The sequence below is a fragment of the Streptomyces sp. NPDC006393 genome (assembly GCF_040628575.1).
In the GTDB taxonomy this organism is placed as follows: Bacteria; Actinomycetota; Actinomycetes; order Streptomycetales; family Streptomycetaceae; genus Streptomyces.
This window is the reverse complement of sequence record NZ_JBEXZD010000109.1, coordinates 1-15,826: the sequence shown is the minus strand read 5'-3', so window position 1 is coordinate 15,826 and position 15,826 is coordinate 1. Positions and strand designations below refer to the sequence as shown.

The following is a 15,826-nucleotide window of genomic DNA, read 5'->3' as shown; positions in this document are numbered from 1 at the left end:
GGTGGTTCGGGTTCCGGCAGTGGCGGCTCCAGCGGCTCGGGAGGGTCGATCGCGGCGGCCGACCGGGAGCATCCGGGAGGCCGCCGCGGTGGCGCGGGTGGTGGGGCGTCAGGACACGGAGCACGTGGCGCCGTTGAGGGTGAACGCGGTGGGCGAGGTGGTGCCGGAGCCCGTCCCCTGGAATCCGAAGCCGGTGGAGCCGCCGGCCGGGATGGTTCCGTTGTAGCCCAGGTCGGTGGCGGTCACGGTCGCGCCGGACTGGGTGGTCTTGGCGTTCCAGGCGCTGGTGATCTTCTGGTCGGCGGGGAAGGTCCACTTGAGCGACCAGCCGTTGACGGCGCTGCTGCCGGTGTTGCGCACGGTCACGTCCGCCGTGAAGCCGCCGGACCAGGCGTTGGCGACCTTGTAGCTGACGGAGCAGGCCGCGCCGGCCGGTGGCGTCGTCGTGGGCGGAGGGGTCGTCGGCGGGGGCGTCGTGGGCGGGGTGGTGGTCGGCGGGGGCGTCGTGGGCGGAGTGGTCGCGGGCGGGGTCGGGTCCGACGAGCCGGCGGAGGCGAGCGCGTAGGCCACGTCCGGCAGGAAGGTGCCCGCGGCACCGGCGCAGCCGTCCGCCTCACCCGGCGGCTTCACCCAGAGGAACGCGTCGATCGCCGGGTCCCCGGTGTCGGCCGTGGGGTAGTTGCCGATCGCCCGGCCGGACGGGTCGCACCATGCCCCGCCGGGGGCCGGGCCGTTGCCGTTGCGGCTGGTGTCCACCACGGCGTGCAGATTGGCCGGGTTGCCCAGCGCGGCCAGCACGTTCTTGGCGAAGTTGACCTCGTTCGCCGTGGTGTTGAAGTTGGAGACGTTGGTGAAGAGGCCGTCGGCGTTGGTCAGGATGCCGGCACTGCGCAGCCGGCCGGCCTGCTCCGAGGCGCTGTTCCAGGCCGAGTGGCCGCCGTCCAGGTAGACCTTGGCGTTGGGCGAGGCGGCGTGGATGGTGGCCGCCGCCCGGGAGAGCGAGGCGAACCGGTCGGCCTGCTGCTGCGCGGAGAGACAGGTGGTCAGGGCGATGGAGTCGGGCTCCAGGATGATGACCGACCGGCCGCTGCCCAGTCCGGCGGCGAAGTTGCGTACCCAGGTGTCGTACGAGGCCAGGTCCGGCGCGCCGCCGGCGGAGGCACCGCCGCAGTCGCGGTTGGGGATCTCGTAGACGGCCAGCACCGGCACCTGCCCGGCGGCGGCAGCGGCCGAGGTCACGGCCTTGACGTCGCTGGTGACGGTGGAGGGGCGGTAGCTGGAGAACCAGATCGCCTGCGGCTGGGAGGCGATCCGCCGGGAGATGACCGGCTGGCGGGAGTCGCCGGGGTTGGCGGCGACCCAGCGGGCGACCTGGGAGTCGGGGTCCTTGTAGAACTGGGTGCCGACGGGGATGCTGCCCTGCACCGCGGCGCCCGCGGTGACCTTGGTGCTCAGCGCGATACCGGCGGCGGCCAGGCCCGCGGCCAGGCCGATCGCCGTGGCCCTGCGCAGCCGCGACCCGCGCGCGGGGGCGGCCGCCCCGGCGGGGTGCGGGGGGCGGATGAGGGGTGTCACAGTCGTCCTCCGTGCTCTTGGGTGAGGGCCCTCGGGGAGTGAGGGTGGGATGCGGCGGGCATCCATGGGAGCGCTCCCGCCGCAGCCGCGCCGAGCCTAGCCAGCTTGACGTGGGCACGTAATCCCTTGGGCGGGGTACATTTTCCGCCATCATGGGAGCGCTCCCGCGCAACAGCGAGCGACGAGGCCCCCTCCGTGGCACACACCTGGCAGCCGGGGCCGCGGCCGGCCATCCTCACGCCGAAGCCGGCGACCCCCGGATGAGGGGGACGCCGGCTTCCGGATCAAGTCCGCTACGGACTCAACGATTCCGCAGGATCATGTCGAGGTCGATCGCGTCGGCCATCACCTTGTAGCCCAGGTCGCCGGGGTGCAGGTGGTCGCCCGAGTCGTAGGCCGGGAGCATGGACGACGGGTCGGCGGGGTCGCGCACCGCCTTGTCGAAGTCGATGACGCCGTCGAACGCGCCGCTGGTGCGGATCCACTGATTGACGACCTGGCGCTGCCGCTCGCCGTAGGCACTGCCGTAGTCACCGCCGAAGCGGCCGTTGGAGCCCATGAACGGCGTCAGGGTGCCGCCGTAGATCACCAGCCCGCGGGCGTGCGCCCGGTCGATGATCTCCTGGTAGCCGGAGATCAGGGACGAGGCGCTCGCGCCGGCCGCGCCGATGTCGTTGATCCCCTCCAGCAGGATCACGGACTTGACGCCGCTCTGGCCGAGCACGTCACGGTCCAGGCGGTTGAGGGCGCTGATCCCGAAGTACACCGGGACGCGGTCGACCAGCACCTCGTTGCCGCTGATGGCGGCGTTGGCGACGGCAGGGACGGAGCCGGGCAGCGCCGACAGCCGGCGGACCAGGTGGTCCGGCCAGCGCTGGTCGGCGTTCAGGGTGGAGGCGGCCCCGTCGGTGATGGAGTCGCCGAGGGTGACCACGGTGCCGTCGGCGCCCCGGTTGCGCACCACGTCGACGCCGTCCACCAGCATCATGCAGGTGATGGACGTCGGGTAGCCGGAGCCGTCGCCGCTGTCGGCGTGGTCCCCGGCGCCGGACACGAAGCTGTTCTGCATGCCGAGGCGGTGGTTGGTGACCGGGCCGGTGGAACCCGGCACGTACACGCTCACCGACAGGTGCCCGAGCTCCTGGACGCTCAGGTTCACCGGGTCGCTGAACAGCTCCGCCCCGGCCGGCACATCGACGGACTTCTTGCCGGAGAAGGTCAGTTCGCGCAGCGTGCCGGGCTGGAGGGCGGCACCGGCGCCCTGACGGGCGACGGTGGCGTGGCCGACGTGCAGATCGCTCGTCCCGAAGGAGTTGCTCAGCCGGACGCGGACGCGGTTCCCGGCCGCCCCGGTGGTGACGACGTTGCGGACCGTCCGGTCCGTCAGGCCCTCGGCGCTGGGGCACGTGGATTGCGAGGTGATGCCCTGCACCGGGCTGCCGGCCCAGGCCGTCGCCCACGGGCCGGTGGCGGCCCCGGAGGAGGCCGAGGACGGGACGGCCACGGCGAGCGAGGCGCCCGCGGCGAGGACGGCGGAGAGGGCGACGATGGCGGTGCGTGCGCTGGGTCTGGCCATGGAGCCTCCTGGTCCGATGCCGGTGTCGGTCCTTGCGGTCGCGCACGTGCGGTGGGGGATGGGAAAGCGCCGGGAGTCAGCCCCGGTCGGTGCGGGCCGTCAGTGCGGGCCGTCAGTGCGGGCCGTCAGTGCGGGCCGTCAGTGCCCACGAGGGGTGACGGCCACCCGTTCGAAGGGGGTGGGGGACTTTCCGGTCCAGCGGTAGAGATGGACCTCGCCCTCGTACTTCGGTACGCCGTCGTCGTCCACGGGCCGGGTTTCGGCCACGTAGTAGTAGCCGCGGCCGAGTGCCTCGAAGCCGTACTCGCCGTGGAACTCCCAGCCCCAGATCCCGGTGGCCGGGTCGTACAGCCCGTTCGGACGGAGGGTCAGCAGCTTGCCGGTCTCGGGCTCCGGCTGCCCGGCGATCTCGCCGCGCTCGGGCTCGGCGGTGGCGTCGACGGTGAAGAACGAGTAGTTCGGGAAGCCCGCCTTCTTGCCCCGGTAGACGGCCATGACCCAGTTCTCGGTGTACGGGTCGTACTGCAGGTTCTGCACGCCGTAGGTGGTGTTGCCGGTGTACGCGAAGTACTTCCCGTCGGGGCGCCTGGGGCCGCTGCGGTGCGGCGCGTCCTGGGTCAGCGGCCGCTCGTACTCCCGCCAGTCGCTGATGTCGTACTCGAGGACGACCTGGTGGTCGTTGTCGGTGCGGGAGGTGTTGGAGTAGATCCCGTAGGCGACCATGAGTTTCTGCGGGCCGCCCCGCTCGCCGAAGCCCGGTCCGAAGGAGACGCCGTCGACGCCGCTGCATCCGTAGCGGTGGTCGGCCGTGTCGGCGGTGTCGCCGTCGAAGACGCCGTTCCCGTCCATGTCGGCGGTGAAGTCCTTGACCACCTCGTCGAGATGGACGGCGGTCATGATGCCGTCGCTCTCCGCGTCCATCCCGACCCTATCGATCCGGTCCACGTCGAAGACGGCGATGTAGAACGCCTTCTCCGCCTTGTACTCCAGCGACCCGTAGACGCGCCCGTCCTGGTGGTTGAGGTCGATGTCGCCCAGGTGGCCGGTCAGTCCCTCGACCGTGCCGATGACATGGCCCCGCAGATCGGTCTTCACCAGCGTCTGGGTGAACGACCAGTAGGCATAGCCCTTCTTGGTGTCCACGGTGACGCCCTGGAGATGGCTGGTCGGCCATGCCCCGCCGTAGATGTGTGCCGGCAGCGTGGCGGCAGCCGGCTCCGGAGCCGCGGTGGCGGCGACGCCCGGTGACAGCAGGAGGGCCGATGCGGCCATCGCGGCGACGATGACTACTCTGCGTTTGCGCATGCGTGTTCCCTTCGTCGGGTGCGTCGATGGATCACAGGGCTTGCGGGTTGGCGCAGTGGTGCAAGGGTCGGCCCGTCAGGTAGCGGTCCACCTCCGCGGCGACGATCGCGGCGGCGTTCAGGGCGGTCTGCCTGCTGGCACCGGCGAGGTGCGGTGTCATGACGAGGTGGGGGGTGGTCAGCAGGCGCGAGTCCGCGGGGATCGGCTCGACGGGGTAGACGTCGAAGGCGGCGCCGAAGAGCCGGCCGGCGTCGAGGGCGTCGCAGACGGCGTCGTAGTCGACCAGGGAACCGCGGGCGCAGTTGACCAGCACACCGCCCGGGGGCATGAGCTCGATCCGCCGCCGGGAGAGCAGTCCGGCGGTGTCCGCGGTGGCGCGGGCGTGGACGGTGACGAACGTGGCGCGCCGCATGAGGTCGTCGAGCTCGGTGAGCTCGTACGGGGCGACCTCGGCCGCGGTGGCGAAGGGGTCGGACACCAGTACGTGGGCGCCGAAGCCGCTGACGATGCGGGCGACCCTGGAGCCGACGGCGCCGTGGCCCACGATGCCCACGGTGCTGCCGGCCAGCTCCGGGCCGACCTTGTCGTACATGTAGTAGTCGCCCCGCCAGGTGCCGGCGGTGAGGTCCGTGTGGGTGGCGGGGACGCGGCGGGCCGCGGCCAGCATGAGGGCGACGGTGTGCTCGGCGGTGGCGTCGGCGTTGCGGCCGGGCGCGAAGGTGACGGCGACGCCGTGCCTGGTCGCCGCGTCCAGGTTGGCGTTGACCGGGCCGCCCCTGCTGACGCAGAACAGCCTCAGGTCGGGGCTGGCCTTCAGGATCCGCTCGGTGAGCGGCGCCATCTGCGTGACACAGATCTCCACTTTGTCCAGTGCCTCGATGAGCTGGTCCTCGGTGCCGGAGGCCTCGTGCACCTCGGCGACGTCGCCGAAGGGCTCGACCGGCCAGGGCAGGGTGAGTTCGCGGATGATGGCGTCGGGGGCGACGGGGCGGAGCCGGTCGCGGAAGAGGGAGTTGGAGACGAAGTGGTCGCCGGCGGTCAGGATGGTGGTCACGTGGGTGCTCCCGGGGTCACGGAGGTCACGGGGCGGTTCAGCGCCAGCAGGGAGGGCACGCCGTCGCGGAGGATCAGCTCGTTCAGCGCGCAGTTGGCCAGGAACGGGAAGACCTGGCGGTAGGAGCGCAGCGGCAGCCCCAGCATGCGGCAGAGGGTGAGCCGGATCGCCGTGGAGTGGGCGACGACGAGGACCCGGCCGCCGTCGGGGTGGGTGGCCTTCAGGTCGGCGAGGAACGCCAGGTAGCGGTCGGTCGCCTCCAGGGGGTTCTCGCCTTTGGGGAAGTGGTGGCGCACCGGGTCGTCGTGGAAGGCGGCGAGGTGTTCGGGGAAGCGCCGGCTCATCTCGTCGCGGGTGAGGCCCTCGGCGATGCCGAAGTCAAGTTCTCGCAGCCGCGGGTCCACCTCCAGCGGCAGCCCGGTGCGCGCCGCGCTGTCGCGCGCGGTGTCCAGGGACCGCGCCTGCGGGGAGGCCCAGACGCCGGTCAGGTCCGCCTGCCCGGCCCAGTGGGCGAGCGCGCGGGCCTGGGCGTGGCCGTGCTCGGTGAGGGCGATGTCGCTGCCTCCGGCATACCGGTTCTCGGCGTGCCAGACGCTCTCCCCGTGCCGTACGAAGATGACGTGCAGGCTCATCGCGCGGTCCTCTCTCGCGCGTGGGCGGCGACCGGGCCGGGGAGCCAGCCGCGCTCCGCGAGCAGGTCGACCAGTTCCAGGTAGCGGTCCTCGTGGATGGTTTTCACAGAACTCCGTGGTTCGAGGATGTGGTCGGGGCGCACCATCGCGGCGGCGGCGCCGTCGAGGGTGTCGCGGGTGGACGCGGCCAGGACGGCCATGCCGAGCGCCGGCTGGGCGTGGCGTGGCAGGGTGACCGGGCGCTGGAGCACATCGGCGCGGAGCTGGTTCCACACGGGGTTCCGGGTCGCGCCGCCGGTGAGGACGACGGCGCCGTCCGTCGGGGCGCCGAGGTGGTCCACGTAGTCGAAGCAGAGGCGTTCGGCGTACGCGGCTCCCTGGAGCAGCGCGGCGAACGCCTCGGCCGGTGAGGCGGGCTCCCGGCTGGAGAAGGCGCGGGCGTCCGGGGCGGCGAAGGGGAACCGCTCCCCCGGTGAGACCAGCGGGTAGCGCAGCAGGTCGGTGGGGAGCAGCGGCGCGGCCTGGGCGGTGAGCCGGTCGAGGTCGGCGTGCGCGAACTCCCGGGCGATCAGCCCGGCTCCGACGCTGGAGGCGCCGCCGGGGAGCCAGTGGCCCGACGGGGAGCGGTGGGAGTAGAGGACGCCGTGGGGGTCGCGTACGAGGTCCTCGCTGACGCCTTTGAGCACCAGGGTGGTGCCCATGACGGAGTTCCAGCTGCCGACGGCGGTCGCGCCGGAGCCGAGTTGGGCGGCGCAGCCGTCGGTCATCCCGGCGACGACGGGGGTGCCCTCGGTGAGGCCGCACTCGGCGGCGGCGGTGGCGCAGACGCCGCCGATGACCGTGCCGGGCAGGACGAGTCCGGGCAGCAGCCGGGAGTCGATGTCCAGGGCCGCGAGCACCTCCTCGGGCCATGTCACGGTGGCGGCGTCGGCGCCGGTCTTGAGGGCGTTGCTGGTGTCGGTGGGCACGTCGTGGCCGACGAGAGCACGGTTGACGACGTCGTTCTGGTGGGCCAGCCGCCAGCCGTCGGCGGCGGCCCGGGGGTTCCGGTCGAGCAGCCAGCGCAGCTTGGGCAGGCTCCAGGAGCGCTGCATCCGGCGGTAGCCGGCCTTCTTCCACTGCTGTTCGCCGACGGCGTTGACCTGGTCCGCCTCCGGGCCGGCGCGGCCGTCGTCGTACATCAGGGCCGGGGTCGTGCATCTGCCGCCGCGGTCCATCAGGGCGATGGTGCCGGACGTGGCGTCGACGGCCATGCCCCGGACGCGGCCTAGGTCGGCGCCGGCGGCGCGGGCCCGGCCGATCGCGGCGCAGACCGCCGGCCACCAGGAGTGCGGGTCCTGTTCGTGGCGGTCGCCGCGGCGGCGGCTGCTCAGCGGGGCGGAGCCCTCGCCCAGCAGCCGGCCGTCGGATGCGGCGACCACGGCCCGGACGCCCTGGGTGCCCAGGTCGATGCCCAGCCAGGCGTCCTCGTCGTACCGGGTCATGCGCCGGCACCACCGATGGGGCCGCTCCCGCCGCTCCCGCCGTTCTCGCTGCTTCCGCCGCCGTCGTGCCAGGCCGGCCGGTGGGTCTCCCTGAGCCGCAGGAAGCCGCGGTAGCGGTCGCCGTAGCCGTCGGCGGTCCGCGGGTCCGGCTCGTAGGTGGCGGCGGTGCGCACGTGCCGGTCGGCGGCGGTGCGGAAGCCGGGCTCGCGGCCGGTGGCGACCAGGCCGGTGAGCCAGGCGCCGCGGGCGCCGACCTCCGCGTCGGCGGGGATGGTCACGGGCAGCCCGGTGACGTCGGCGATGAGCCGCATCCAGAAGTCGCTTCGGGTGCCGCCGCCGCAGAGCGCCAGCCGGTCCGGCCGGGCGGGCGACGCGGACAGGCAGTCGCGGATGGCCATGGTCACTCCCTCCACCAGCGCGCGGGCGACGTCCTCGCGGCCCGCCTCCAAGGACAGGCCGGCCAGCGAGCCGCGGGCGGCCGGGTCGAAGAACGGCGCGCGCTCGCCGGCGGGCGAGAGGTAGGGCAGGAACCGCACCCCGGCGGCGTCGGGCCGGCCCTGTGCCGCCAGGGCCATCAGCTCGGCGACGGAGTCGAGGCCGAGCATCCGGGTGCCCCAGTCCAGCACATCGCCCCCGCTCATGGTGGGGAAGGCGCGCAGGTAGCGGTCCGGCACCCCGAGGGTGACGGTGATGCCCACCGGCTCCACCGGTTCCTCGGTGACCACCTCGTCGGTGACGATCTCCGTGGACAGGGTGGTGCCGAGGATGCAGCAGGCCTGTCCCGGGGACACCGCGCCCGCGCCGATGGCGGTGGCGCAGATGTCGTACGGGGCGAGCACCACGGGGATGCCGGCCGGCAGTCCGGTCTCCTCGGCCGCCGCGGCGGTCAGGGCGGTGACGCGGTGGTCGTCGTCGCGCAGGTCGGGCAGCAGCCGCCGGGCCCAGGGCATGCCGTACAGCTCGAACAGCTGGTCGGACCAGGCGCGCTTGCGTACGTCCAGGAACGGCGCCGAGGCGTCGGACTCGTCGACGGCCGCCTCGCCGGTCAGCCGCAGGTAGAGCCAGCCGCCGCAGGTCAGCACCTGGCTGGAGCGCTCGATCCGCTCGGGGTCGTGGGCGCGCAGCCAGGCGAGCACGGCATGGGGCATGCCGGTGGACAGCCGGGAACCGCAGATGCGGAACGCCTCGTGGACAGTGCCGTCGCGCTCCCAGCCGGTGAGCAGGTCGGCGGCCCTGCCGTCGTTCCACAGCACGGCCGGCCCGGTGGGGCGGTCGCGGTCGTCGACGAGCCAGGCGCCGTCGCCCTGGGCGGTGACGGCGACCATGTCCGGCGGTTCGGGCAGTTGGGCGGTGACCTCGCGGGTGGCGTCGGCCACCGCGGCCCACACCTCGGTCATGTCCTGCTCGGACCAGCCGGGGTGCGGGCGCAGCACCCGGGTCGGGCGGCGGCCGACGGCCAGTTCGGTGCCGTCGTCGGCGTAGCCGACGGCCTTGACGAGCGTGGTTCCGGCGTCGATGGCGATCGCGGTCACCTGCCTCATCCCCTTCCGTGTGCCTGCCGCGAGCGGCGGGCGGCGGAGTCGAGGGCGACGGCGACGATCAGCACCGCACCCGTGATCACGAACCGGTACGAGGAGTCGAGGTTGAGCAGCGTGAGGCCGCTGGAGATCGACTGGATGACCAGCACGCCGAGGAGCGCGGCGAAGGCCGATCCGCGCCCGCCGAACAGGCTGGTCCCGCCGATCACCGCGGCGGCGATGGCGTTGAGGTTGACGTCCGCGGTGCCGGTGCTCTGGTTGGCGGCGGCCAGCCGGGCGGCGAAGAGGATGCCGCCGAACGCGGCCAGGCCGGAGCACATGACGAACGCCGAGGTGTAGACGCGCGGCACGTCGATGCCGGCCCGGCGGGCGGCCTCCGCGTTGCCGCCGACGGCGTAGATCGACCGGCCGAACCTGGTGCGGCGCAGCGTGTAGTGCACCGCCAGCACCAGGGCGACGAAGAGGACGAACATCCAGGCGACGCCGCGGGTGCGGTTGAGGTAGTAGACGGCGAACAGCAGCACCGCGAGCAGCAGCAGCGACCGCGCGAGCAGCCACTGGAGCGACGAGGAGGACAGGCCCGCGCGGCGGCGGCTGCGGCTGCGGATCCACCCGGCGGCCAGGAGCCCGCCGGCGGCGGCGACGGCCAGCAGGTAGGACAGCCAGGCGGGGACGAACCACACCTGGGCGAACTTCACCAGGGCGGAGTCGTAGGGGATGTTGATGGCGTTCTGTCCGCGCAGCAGCCACAGCTGGGCGCCGAGGAAGGCCAGCAGCCCGCCCAGGGTGGCGACGAAGCTGGGCACGCCGAAGCGGTTGAGCGCCTGCCCGTAGATCCAGCCGATCAGGCAGCCGGCGGCCAGGGCCGCGAGGATCGCCAGCACCGTGGGCTGCTCGTGCCGGACCATGACGACCGCCGTGGTGGCGGCGGAGACGCCGCTGACCGAGCCGACGGAGAGGTCGATCTGGCCGGCCAGCAGCACGCAGACGATGCCGAGCGCGATGACGCCGATCGGCACCATGTCGAAGGACAGGTTCACCAGGTTGGTGCTGGAGAGGAACGTCCGGTTCAGGGCCTGGAAGATCGTCCAGATCACCACGATGCCGGCGACGACGGGCAGCATGCCCAGGTCGCCGTCGCGCACCCGGCGGGCAGCGGCGCGGAGGTGCCCGCCGATGCCCTGCGGGGCGGTGAGGCGTTCGTCCTGGAGGTCGGTGGCCGGTGCCACCGAGGTGTCGAGGGAGGTCACGGCGCTTCCTTCTCTGTCCGCGGGGTGGCGGCGCGGCGGGCGGCGCGCCGCGCGACCACGTTGTCGGCCGCGCCGGTGATCGCGGCCACGACGTCCTGCGAGGAGACGTCCGCGGCGTCGAACACGCCGTTGTTGCGGCCCAGCCTGAGCACCGCGACGCGGTCGGCGACCGCCCGGACGTCCTCCATGTTGTGACTGATCATCACCACGCCGAGCCCGTTCTCGCGCAGCCGCTCGATCAGGTCGAGCACCTCGGCGGTCTGCGCGACGCCGAGTGCGGCGGTGGGCTCGTCGAGGAGGATGACCTTGGGATCGCCCAGCAGGCAGCGGGCGACGGCGACGGTCTGCCGCTGACCGCCGGACAGGGCGGCCACCGGCACGTCGAGCGTGGGGATCCTCGCGGAGAGCTCGCGCAGCAGCCGCCAGGAGTCCTTCTCCATCGCGACGTCGTCCAGCATCCAGGGGCGCAGCTCCTGGCCCAGGAACAGGTTGGCCTTGACGTCGAGGTTCTCGCAGAGCGCCAGGTCCTGGTAGACGGTGGCGATGCCCATCTCGCGGGCGGCGGCCGGCGAGTCGAGGCGGACCTCCTCGCCGCGGAAGAGGATGGTCCCCGCGTCGGGTGCGTGGACGCCCGAGAGGACCTTCACCAGCGTGGACTTGCCGGCGCCGTTGTCCCCGACGATGGCCACGACCTCGCCGGCCGCGACGTCGAGGTCGATGTCGGTCAGCGCGGCGACCGCGCCGAACTGCTTGCAGATCCCGCGCAGCGACAACACGGAGTCGGTGGCGGCGCCGGGAGCGGCGGGGGCTGTCGTCATGGCCCTTCCTCGGTCCGGGAGTCCGCTACTTGATGCCCAGCCGCTCGCAGCCGGCGGCGTACGGGCGGGTGCACACGTCCTTGACCTCGAGCACGCCCTCGGGGCCGAAGATGACCTTCTTGAGGTTCTTCTGTGTCACGACCGTCGGCTGGAACAGCCGTGACGGTGTGTTGAAGAGCGTGGTGTCGGCCTTGGGCTTCTTGCCCTGCATGAGGTCGTGCGCGACCTCGGCTGCCGCCTCGGCGACGATCTTGATCGGCTTGGAGATGGTGTTGTACTGGTCGCCCGCGACGATGCGCTGGACGGCGGCGAGTTCGGCGTCGTTGCCGGTGACCGGCGGAACGGCGACCTCCGCGGCCTTGAACGCGGCGATGGAGCCGCCGCCGGTGCCGTCGTTGGCCGCGACCACGCCCGCGATGCGGCCCCGGTACTGGGCTATCTGCCCGCTCACCCACTGCTGGGCCTTCTCCGGTGACCAGTCGGGCGTGTCGTACTCGGCGAGCAGCTTCAGGCCGCTGTCGTCGACGGCCTGGTGGATGCCCTTCTTGATCAGTCCGGCCGCCGCGTCCGTGGGCGAGCCGTTGACCTCGAGCAGCCCGCCCTTGGCCTTGGTCTCCTTCAGGTGGTCGACCAGGGACTGGCCGATGGACCGGCCGATGGCCTCGTTGTCGAACGACACGTAGAAGTCGGCCGGCTTGGCGGGGATGGGCCGGTCGTAGGCGACCACCTTGACGCCCTGGGACTGTGCCGTCCGCACGATCGTCGCCGCGGACTGCGAGTCCACCGGGTCGATCACGAGCACCTTGGCGCCCTGTGCCATGGCGGAGTTGGCCTGCTGCTGCTGGAGCGAGGCGTCGCTGTCGGCGTTCTGGTAGATGACCTTGCACTGCGCGCACAGTTCGGCCATGCGCTTCTTGAACAGCGGTGCGTCGTACTGCTCGTAGCGAGTGGAGGCGAGGTCGGGCATCAGGAACGCGACCTTGCCCGAGCCCGGACCACCGCCCTTCGCGGTGTCCGCGGTGCCCGGCTCCTCGGCGCACGCGGTGAGGCTGCCCAGCGCGAGGATGCCGGCGAGAGCGAACCCGGGCAGTTTCCTCATGTTCCACTCCTTCGTGGGGCCGTTCCGGGGACGGTGGATTGCTGTGAGGTGCAGCACACGTAACCTGTGGGCTCGCGAAAGTGTCAACTAATCCTGAGAATTGAACATCAAGGGTTCACATTTGATCGCCTACGATGTTCGTCAAGCCGGTGCGTTCTCACATCGGCAGGCCGTGTCCGGTGCCGACTCTCCAGCGACACGGGTCGGTCGCTCCCGTGCCGCCTCGGGGGGATCACGACAGGCGGGACGAAACCGGCGCACCCGAAGATGTTCGCTTCACAGAAAACGAACAGGAGCCATCCATGGGGGAAGAAGTGCGGCCGCCGGACGGTGAGGGCGGGCGAAAGCCGCGCGAGCGTCGGGAGCAGATCAAGAGCCGCGTCGTGGACGAGGGGTTCGTCCGGATCGAACAGCTCGCAAAGGAGCTGGGCGTGACCCCGATGACCATCCGGCGCGACCTCGACCACTTGCAGAGCAAGGGATGGCTGCGCAAGGTGCGCGGCGGGGCGACGGCGCAGCCCTCGACGGCGTTCCACGGGGACGTCCGTCACCGCACGCGGGCCATGGCCGAGGAGAAGGAGGCCCTCGCCCGCACCGCGCTGCCGCTGGTCAAGCCCGGGCAGTCGGTCATCGTCGACGACAGCACCACGGCGCTCGCCCTCGCCCGGCTGCTCACGCGGCGCGCGCCGCTGACGGTCATCACCAACTTCGTGCCCGCGACCCAGGTCCTCGCCGGCAGCCCGGGCATCGAGCTCATCTCACTCGGCGGCACCTACTTCCCCGCCTACGACGCCTTCCTCGGCGTCCGCACCGTCGACGCCGCGGCCAGCCTCCACGCCGACCTGCTGTTCGCCTCGACGACGGCCATCACCCGCGGCCACTGCTACCACCAGTCACAGGAGACGGTGGCGGTGAAGCGGGCACTGATGGCCGCCGGCCACCGCAAGGTCCTGCTGGTGGACCACACCAAGTTCCGGCGCCGCGGCCTCTACCAACTGGCCCCCGTGACGGCCTTCGACCTCGTCATCGTCGATCCCGGCATCCCCCCGGCCGACCTCGACGCGCTCCAGGCGCAGGGCGTGGACGTCATCGTGGCCGGCCGGGAGTGACCGGGCGTCCTGGTGCCGTCCGGGAGCCAAGATCGATTGTCAGTGGTGGGTGACACGATGGAGACATCGATTCGGAAGGAACGAGGGGGAGCCGTCATGTCCAAAACCCAGAACTACATCAACCACGTCGCTCTTGTGCTGGATGCCAGTTCGTCCATGTCGCACCTGAGCCGCACGGTCGTCGACGTCGCCGACCAGCAGATCGCGTACCTGGCCCGGCGGTCGAGGGAGCTGGACCAGGAAACCCGTGTCACGGTGTACGTGTTCGCCGACAAGGTGGAGTGCGTCATCTACGACAAGGACGTGCTGCGGATGCCGTCGCTGAAGCAGCTGTACCGGGTCGGTGGCATGACCGCACTGCTGGCGGCCGCGCTGAAGTCGCAGCGGGAGCTGGCGCAGACCGCTCAACTGTACGGCGACCACAGCTTCCTGACGTTCATACTCACCGACGGGCAGGAGAACGCCAGCCATCGCTGCCCGGACGCCCCTGCCCGGGATCCGCGTGAACTGGTCGACGCCGTGGCCGAGATGATCAGGACGCAGGAGGACAACTGGACGCTGGCCGTCCTGGTGCCGGACCAGATGGGCAGGCGCGAGGCCATGCAGTGCGGCTTCCCGAAGGACAACGTCGCCATCTGGGACGCCACGAGCACCCAGGGTCTGGAGGAGGCAGGGCAGGTCATCCAGCTGGCCACCGAGAAGTTCATGGTGGGCCGCACCAAGGGCATCCGGGGATCGCGGGCGGTGTTCTCCGTGGGCGCGGAGGCGGTCAACAAGGACACCATCGAGGCGGCCGGCCTCACCCCGGTCAGTCCGTCGGAGTACCAGCTGCTCCCGGTGGACCGTGAGGCGGCGATCCGGGACTGGGTCGTCGAGCGCGGGCACACCTACCGTACCGGTGGTGCGTTCTACCAGCTGAGCAAGTCGGAGAAGATCCAGGCGCGGAAGCAGATCGCGGTGCTGGAGAAGAAGACCGACCGGGTGTACTCGGGGCCGGAGGCCCGAGCCCTGCTGGGCCTGCCGGACGTGGAAGTCCGCGTCAAGCCGGACCACAACGACGACTTCACCATCTTCGTGCAGAGCACCAGCGTGAACCGGAAGCTCGTGCCGAACACGCGGCTGCTGCTGATGCTCTGACGCCGTGCAACCTCCCTCGGGTCCCGGCGGCCTCGTCGTGCCGGCGTCCGTCAGTTCAGTTCCGTCAGCCGGCGTTCGAGGAAGCGTCGTTCGGCGCCGTCGTCCGTGAGCCGTCTGGCACGCCGGTAGGCGTCACGTGCCTCGTCGGTGCGCCCGAGGCGTCGTAGCAGGTCGGCCCTGGTCGAGTGCAGGTAGCGGTAGTCGTCGAGACGGAGCTGGTCGACGATGCGCAGGCCGGCCTCGGGGCCTTCGGTCTCGGCGACGGCGATGGCGCGGTTCAGCTCCGCGACGGGCGAGCCGGTGCGACGGGCGAGTTCGCCGTACAGTGCCGCGATCTGTGCCCAGTCGCACGGTGTCTCGGTGTGCAGAGAGGCGATCGCGGCCTGCAGGACGTAGGGGCCGCGGCCGCCCAGGGCGATCGCCCGGTCGAGCTGGGCGCGGCCGGCGGCGATCTGCCCGGTGTTCCACCGGGACCGGTCCTGATCGTCGAGCAGCACCAGTTCGCCGTCGCTGAACCGCGCCTCGCGTCGGGAGTCGTGCAGCAGCATCATCGCCAGCAGCCCGTGCACGTCGGGCTCGTCGGGCAGCAGTTCGGCCAGCGCGCGGCCCAGCCAGATCGCCTCCCCCACGAGTTCGTCGCGGCCGCCGTAGCCCTCGTTGTAGATCAGGTAGACGACGGCGAGAACGGCGTCGAGGCGCTCGCGGAGCAGGTGGGGCGGTGGCACGCGGAACGGAATGCCCGCTGCTTTGATCTTGCGTTTGGCCCGCACCAGCCGCTGCGCCATCGTGGGCTGCGGTACCAGGAAGGCTCGGGCGATCTCGTCGGTGGTGAGCCCGCCGAGGGTGCGCAGGGTGAGCGCCACCTGCGCCTCGATCGCGAGCGCCGGGTGGCAGCAGGTGAAGATCAGTTCCAGGCGTTCGTCGGGAAACGTCATGGTGTTCATGGGCATCTCCACGGGCACCTCCGCACGGTCGTCGTCGGCGAGCAGGCCGTACTTGGTGGCGAGGACCCGGTCGCGGCGGATGCGGTCCGTCGCGTGGTTGCGAGCCGTCGTCATCAGCCAGGCGCGCGGGTTGCCGGGGATGCCGTCGCGTGGCCACCGGTCGGCGGCGACGGCGAACGCCTCCTGGGCGGCTTCCTCGGCGACGTCGAAGTCGCCGATTGAGGACGCGCCCGTCGGCGATCTCCGGACCGACGGCCGAGCCGGTGACCGCGACGCCCGGGTGCTGGCTCTCGGAGATGTGGAAG

Annotated in this window: 13 protein-coding genes; 2 read left to right on the top strand and 11 right to left on the bottom strand. The window is 71.9% G+C overall.

The window, feature by feature from the left end; all coding sequences use genetic code 11:
• Positions 1-108: 108 nt before the first annotated feature.
• The 10 genes from ABZ484_RS31550 to ABZ484_RS31505 all read right to left on the bottom strand — a co-directional run bounded on the left by ABZ484_RS31550 (position 109) and on the right by ABZ484_RS31505 (position 12,331).
• Complete coding sequence (locus tag ABZ484_RS31550; protein WP_358869344.1) at positions 109-1,575, bottom strand: glycoside hydrolase family 6 protein; 1,467 nt, start codon at positions 1,573-1,575, stop codon at positions 109-111.
• A gap of 301 nt (positions 1,576-1,876) precedes the next feature.
• Positions 1,877-3,151: an SGNH/GDSL hydrolase family protein gene (locus tag ABZ484_RS31545; protein WP_358869343.1), complete on the bottom strand. Its 1,275-nt coding sequence runs from the start codon at positions 3,149-3,151 to the stop codon at positions 1,877-1,879.
• 138 nt (positions 3,152-3,289) lie between these two features.
• Entirely contained in the window at positions 3,290-4,456 is a 1,167-nt protein-coding gene (locus tag ABZ484_RS31540) for a hypothetical protein (protein ID WP_358869342.1), read from the bottom strand.
• 31 nt (positions 4,457-4,487) lie between these two features.
• The gene (locus ABZ484_RS31535; RefSeq protein ID WP_358869341.1) at positions 4,488-5,510 is read right to left on the bottom strand and encodes a 2-hydroxyacid dehydrogenase; all 1,023 of its coding nucleotides are present in this window, start codon (positions 5,508-5,510) and stop codon (positions 4,488-4,490) included.
• A complete protein-coding gene (locus tag ABZ484_RS31530) occupies positions 5,507-6,142 on the bottom strand; it encodes a histidine phosphatase family protein (protein ID WP_358869340.1) in 636 nt (211 codons plus the stop codon). Before ABZ484_RS31530 ends, ABZ484_RS31535 begins: the two co-directional genes overlap by 4 nt.
• Positions 6,139-7,626 (bottom strand): FGGY family carbohydrate kinase, encoded by a 1,488-nt coding sequence (locus tag ABZ484_RS31525; protein ID WP_358869339.1) that lies wholly within the window; start codon positions 7,624-7,626, stop codon positions 6,139-6,141. The genes ABZ484_RS31530 and ABZ484_RS31525 overlap by 4 nt, the downstream gene beginning before the upstream one ends.
• Entirely contained in the window at positions 7,623-9,167 is a 1,545-nt protein-coding gene (locus ABZ484_RS31520; protein ID WP_358869338.1) for an FGGY-family carbohydrate kinase, read from the bottom strand. Before ABZ484_RS31520 ends, ABZ484_RS31525 begins: the two co-directional genes overlap by 4 nt.
• Complete coding sequence (locus ABZ484_RS31515) at positions 9,164-10,414, bottom strand: sugar ABC transporter permease (RefSeq protein WP_358869337.1); 1,251 nt, start codon at positions 10,412-10,414, stop codon at positions 9,164-9,166. The genes ABZ484_RS31520 and ABZ484_RS31515 overlap by 4 nt, the downstream gene beginning before the upstream one ends.
• On the bottom strand, positions 10,411-11,232 hold the full coding sequence (locus tag ABZ484_RS31510) for an ATP-binding cassette domain-containing protein (protein ID WP_358869336.1): 822 nt from the start codon (positions 11,230-11,232) through the stop codon (positions 10,411-10,413). Before ABZ484_RS31510 ends, ABZ484_RS31515 begins: the two co-directional genes overlap by 4 nt.
• Before the next feature lie 25 nt (positions 11,233-11,257).
• Positions 11,258-12,331 carry a sugar ABC transporter substrate-binding protein gene (locus tag ABZ484_RS31505; protein ID WP_358869335.1) on the bottom strand — a complete coding sequence of 358 codons (1,074 nt, stop codon included), beginning with the start codon at positions 12,329-12,331 and terminating at the stop codon, positions 11,258-11,260.
• Positions 12,332-12,633: 302 nt separating this feature from the next.
• Here ABZ484_RS31505 and ABZ484_RS31500 point away from each other — a divergent pair, with 302 nt between their 5' ends.
• Positions 12,634-13,440 (top strand): DeoR/GlpR family DNA-binding transcription regulator, encoded by an 807-nt coding sequence (locus ABZ484_RS31500; protein ID WP_358869334.1) that lies wholly within the window; start codon positions 12,634-12,636, stop codon positions 13,438-13,440.
• Positions 13,441-13,536: 96 nt separating this feature from the next.
• The gene (locus ABZ484_RS31495) at positions 13,537-14,577 is read left to right on the top strand and encodes a vWA domain-containing protein (RefSeq protein WP_358869333.1); all 1,041 of its coding nucleotides are present in this window, start codon (positions 13,537-13,539) and stop codon (positions 14,575-14,577) included.
• 50 nt (positions 14,578-14,627) lie between these two features.
• Here ABZ484_RS31495 and ABZ484_RS31490 read toward each other — a convergent pair.
• Positions 14,628-15,826 (bottom strand): DUF6596 domain-containing protein (locus tag ABZ484_RS31490; RefSeq protein ID WP_358869332.1); only part of this gene is annotated, 1,199 nt, incomplete at its 5' end.

What these genes read in the sequence shown, in the direction of transcription:
- ABZ484_RS31505 (WP_358869335.1), bottom strand. Translation starts at nt 12,331, where the DNA reads ATGAGGAAACTGCCCGGGTTCGCTCTCGCCGGCATCCTCGCGCTGGGC.
- ABZ484_RS31525 (WP_358869339.1), bottom strand. Translation starts at nt 7,626, where the DNA reads ATGACCCGGTACGACGAGGACGCCTGGCTGGGCATCGACCTGGGCACC.
- ABZ484_RS31520 (WP_358869338.1), bottom strand. Translation starts at nt 9,167, where the DNA reads ATGAGGCAGGTGACCGCGATCGCCATCGACGCCGGAACCACGCTCGTC.
- ABZ484_RS31545 (WP_358869343.1), bottom strand. Translation starts at nt 3,151, where the DNA reads ATGGCCAGACCCAGCGCACGCACCGCCATCGTCGCCCTCTCCGCCGTC.
- ABZ484_RS31510 (WP_358869336.1), bottom strand. Translation starts at nt 11,232, where the DNA reads ATGACGACAGCCCCCGCCGCTCCCGGCGCCGCCACCGACTCCGTGTTG.
- ABZ484_RS31530 (WP_358869340.1), bottom strand. Translation starts at nt 6,142, where the DNA reads ATGAGCCTGCACGTCATCTTCGTACGGCACGGGGAGAGCGTCTGGCAC.
- ABZ484_RS31540 (WP_358869342.1), bottom strand. Translation starts at nt 4,456, where the DNA reads ATGCGCAAACGCAGAGTAGTCATCGTCGCCGCGATGGCCGCATCGGCC.
- ABZ484_RS31500 (WP_358869334.1), top strand. Translation starts at nt 12,634, where the DNA reads ATGGGGGAAGAAGTGCGGCCGCCGGACGGTGAGGGCGGGCGAAAGCCG.
- ABZ484_RS31495 (WP_358869333.1), top strand. Translation starts at nt 13,537, where the DNA reads ATGTCCAAAACCCAGAACTACATCAACCACGTCGCTCTTGTGCTGGAT.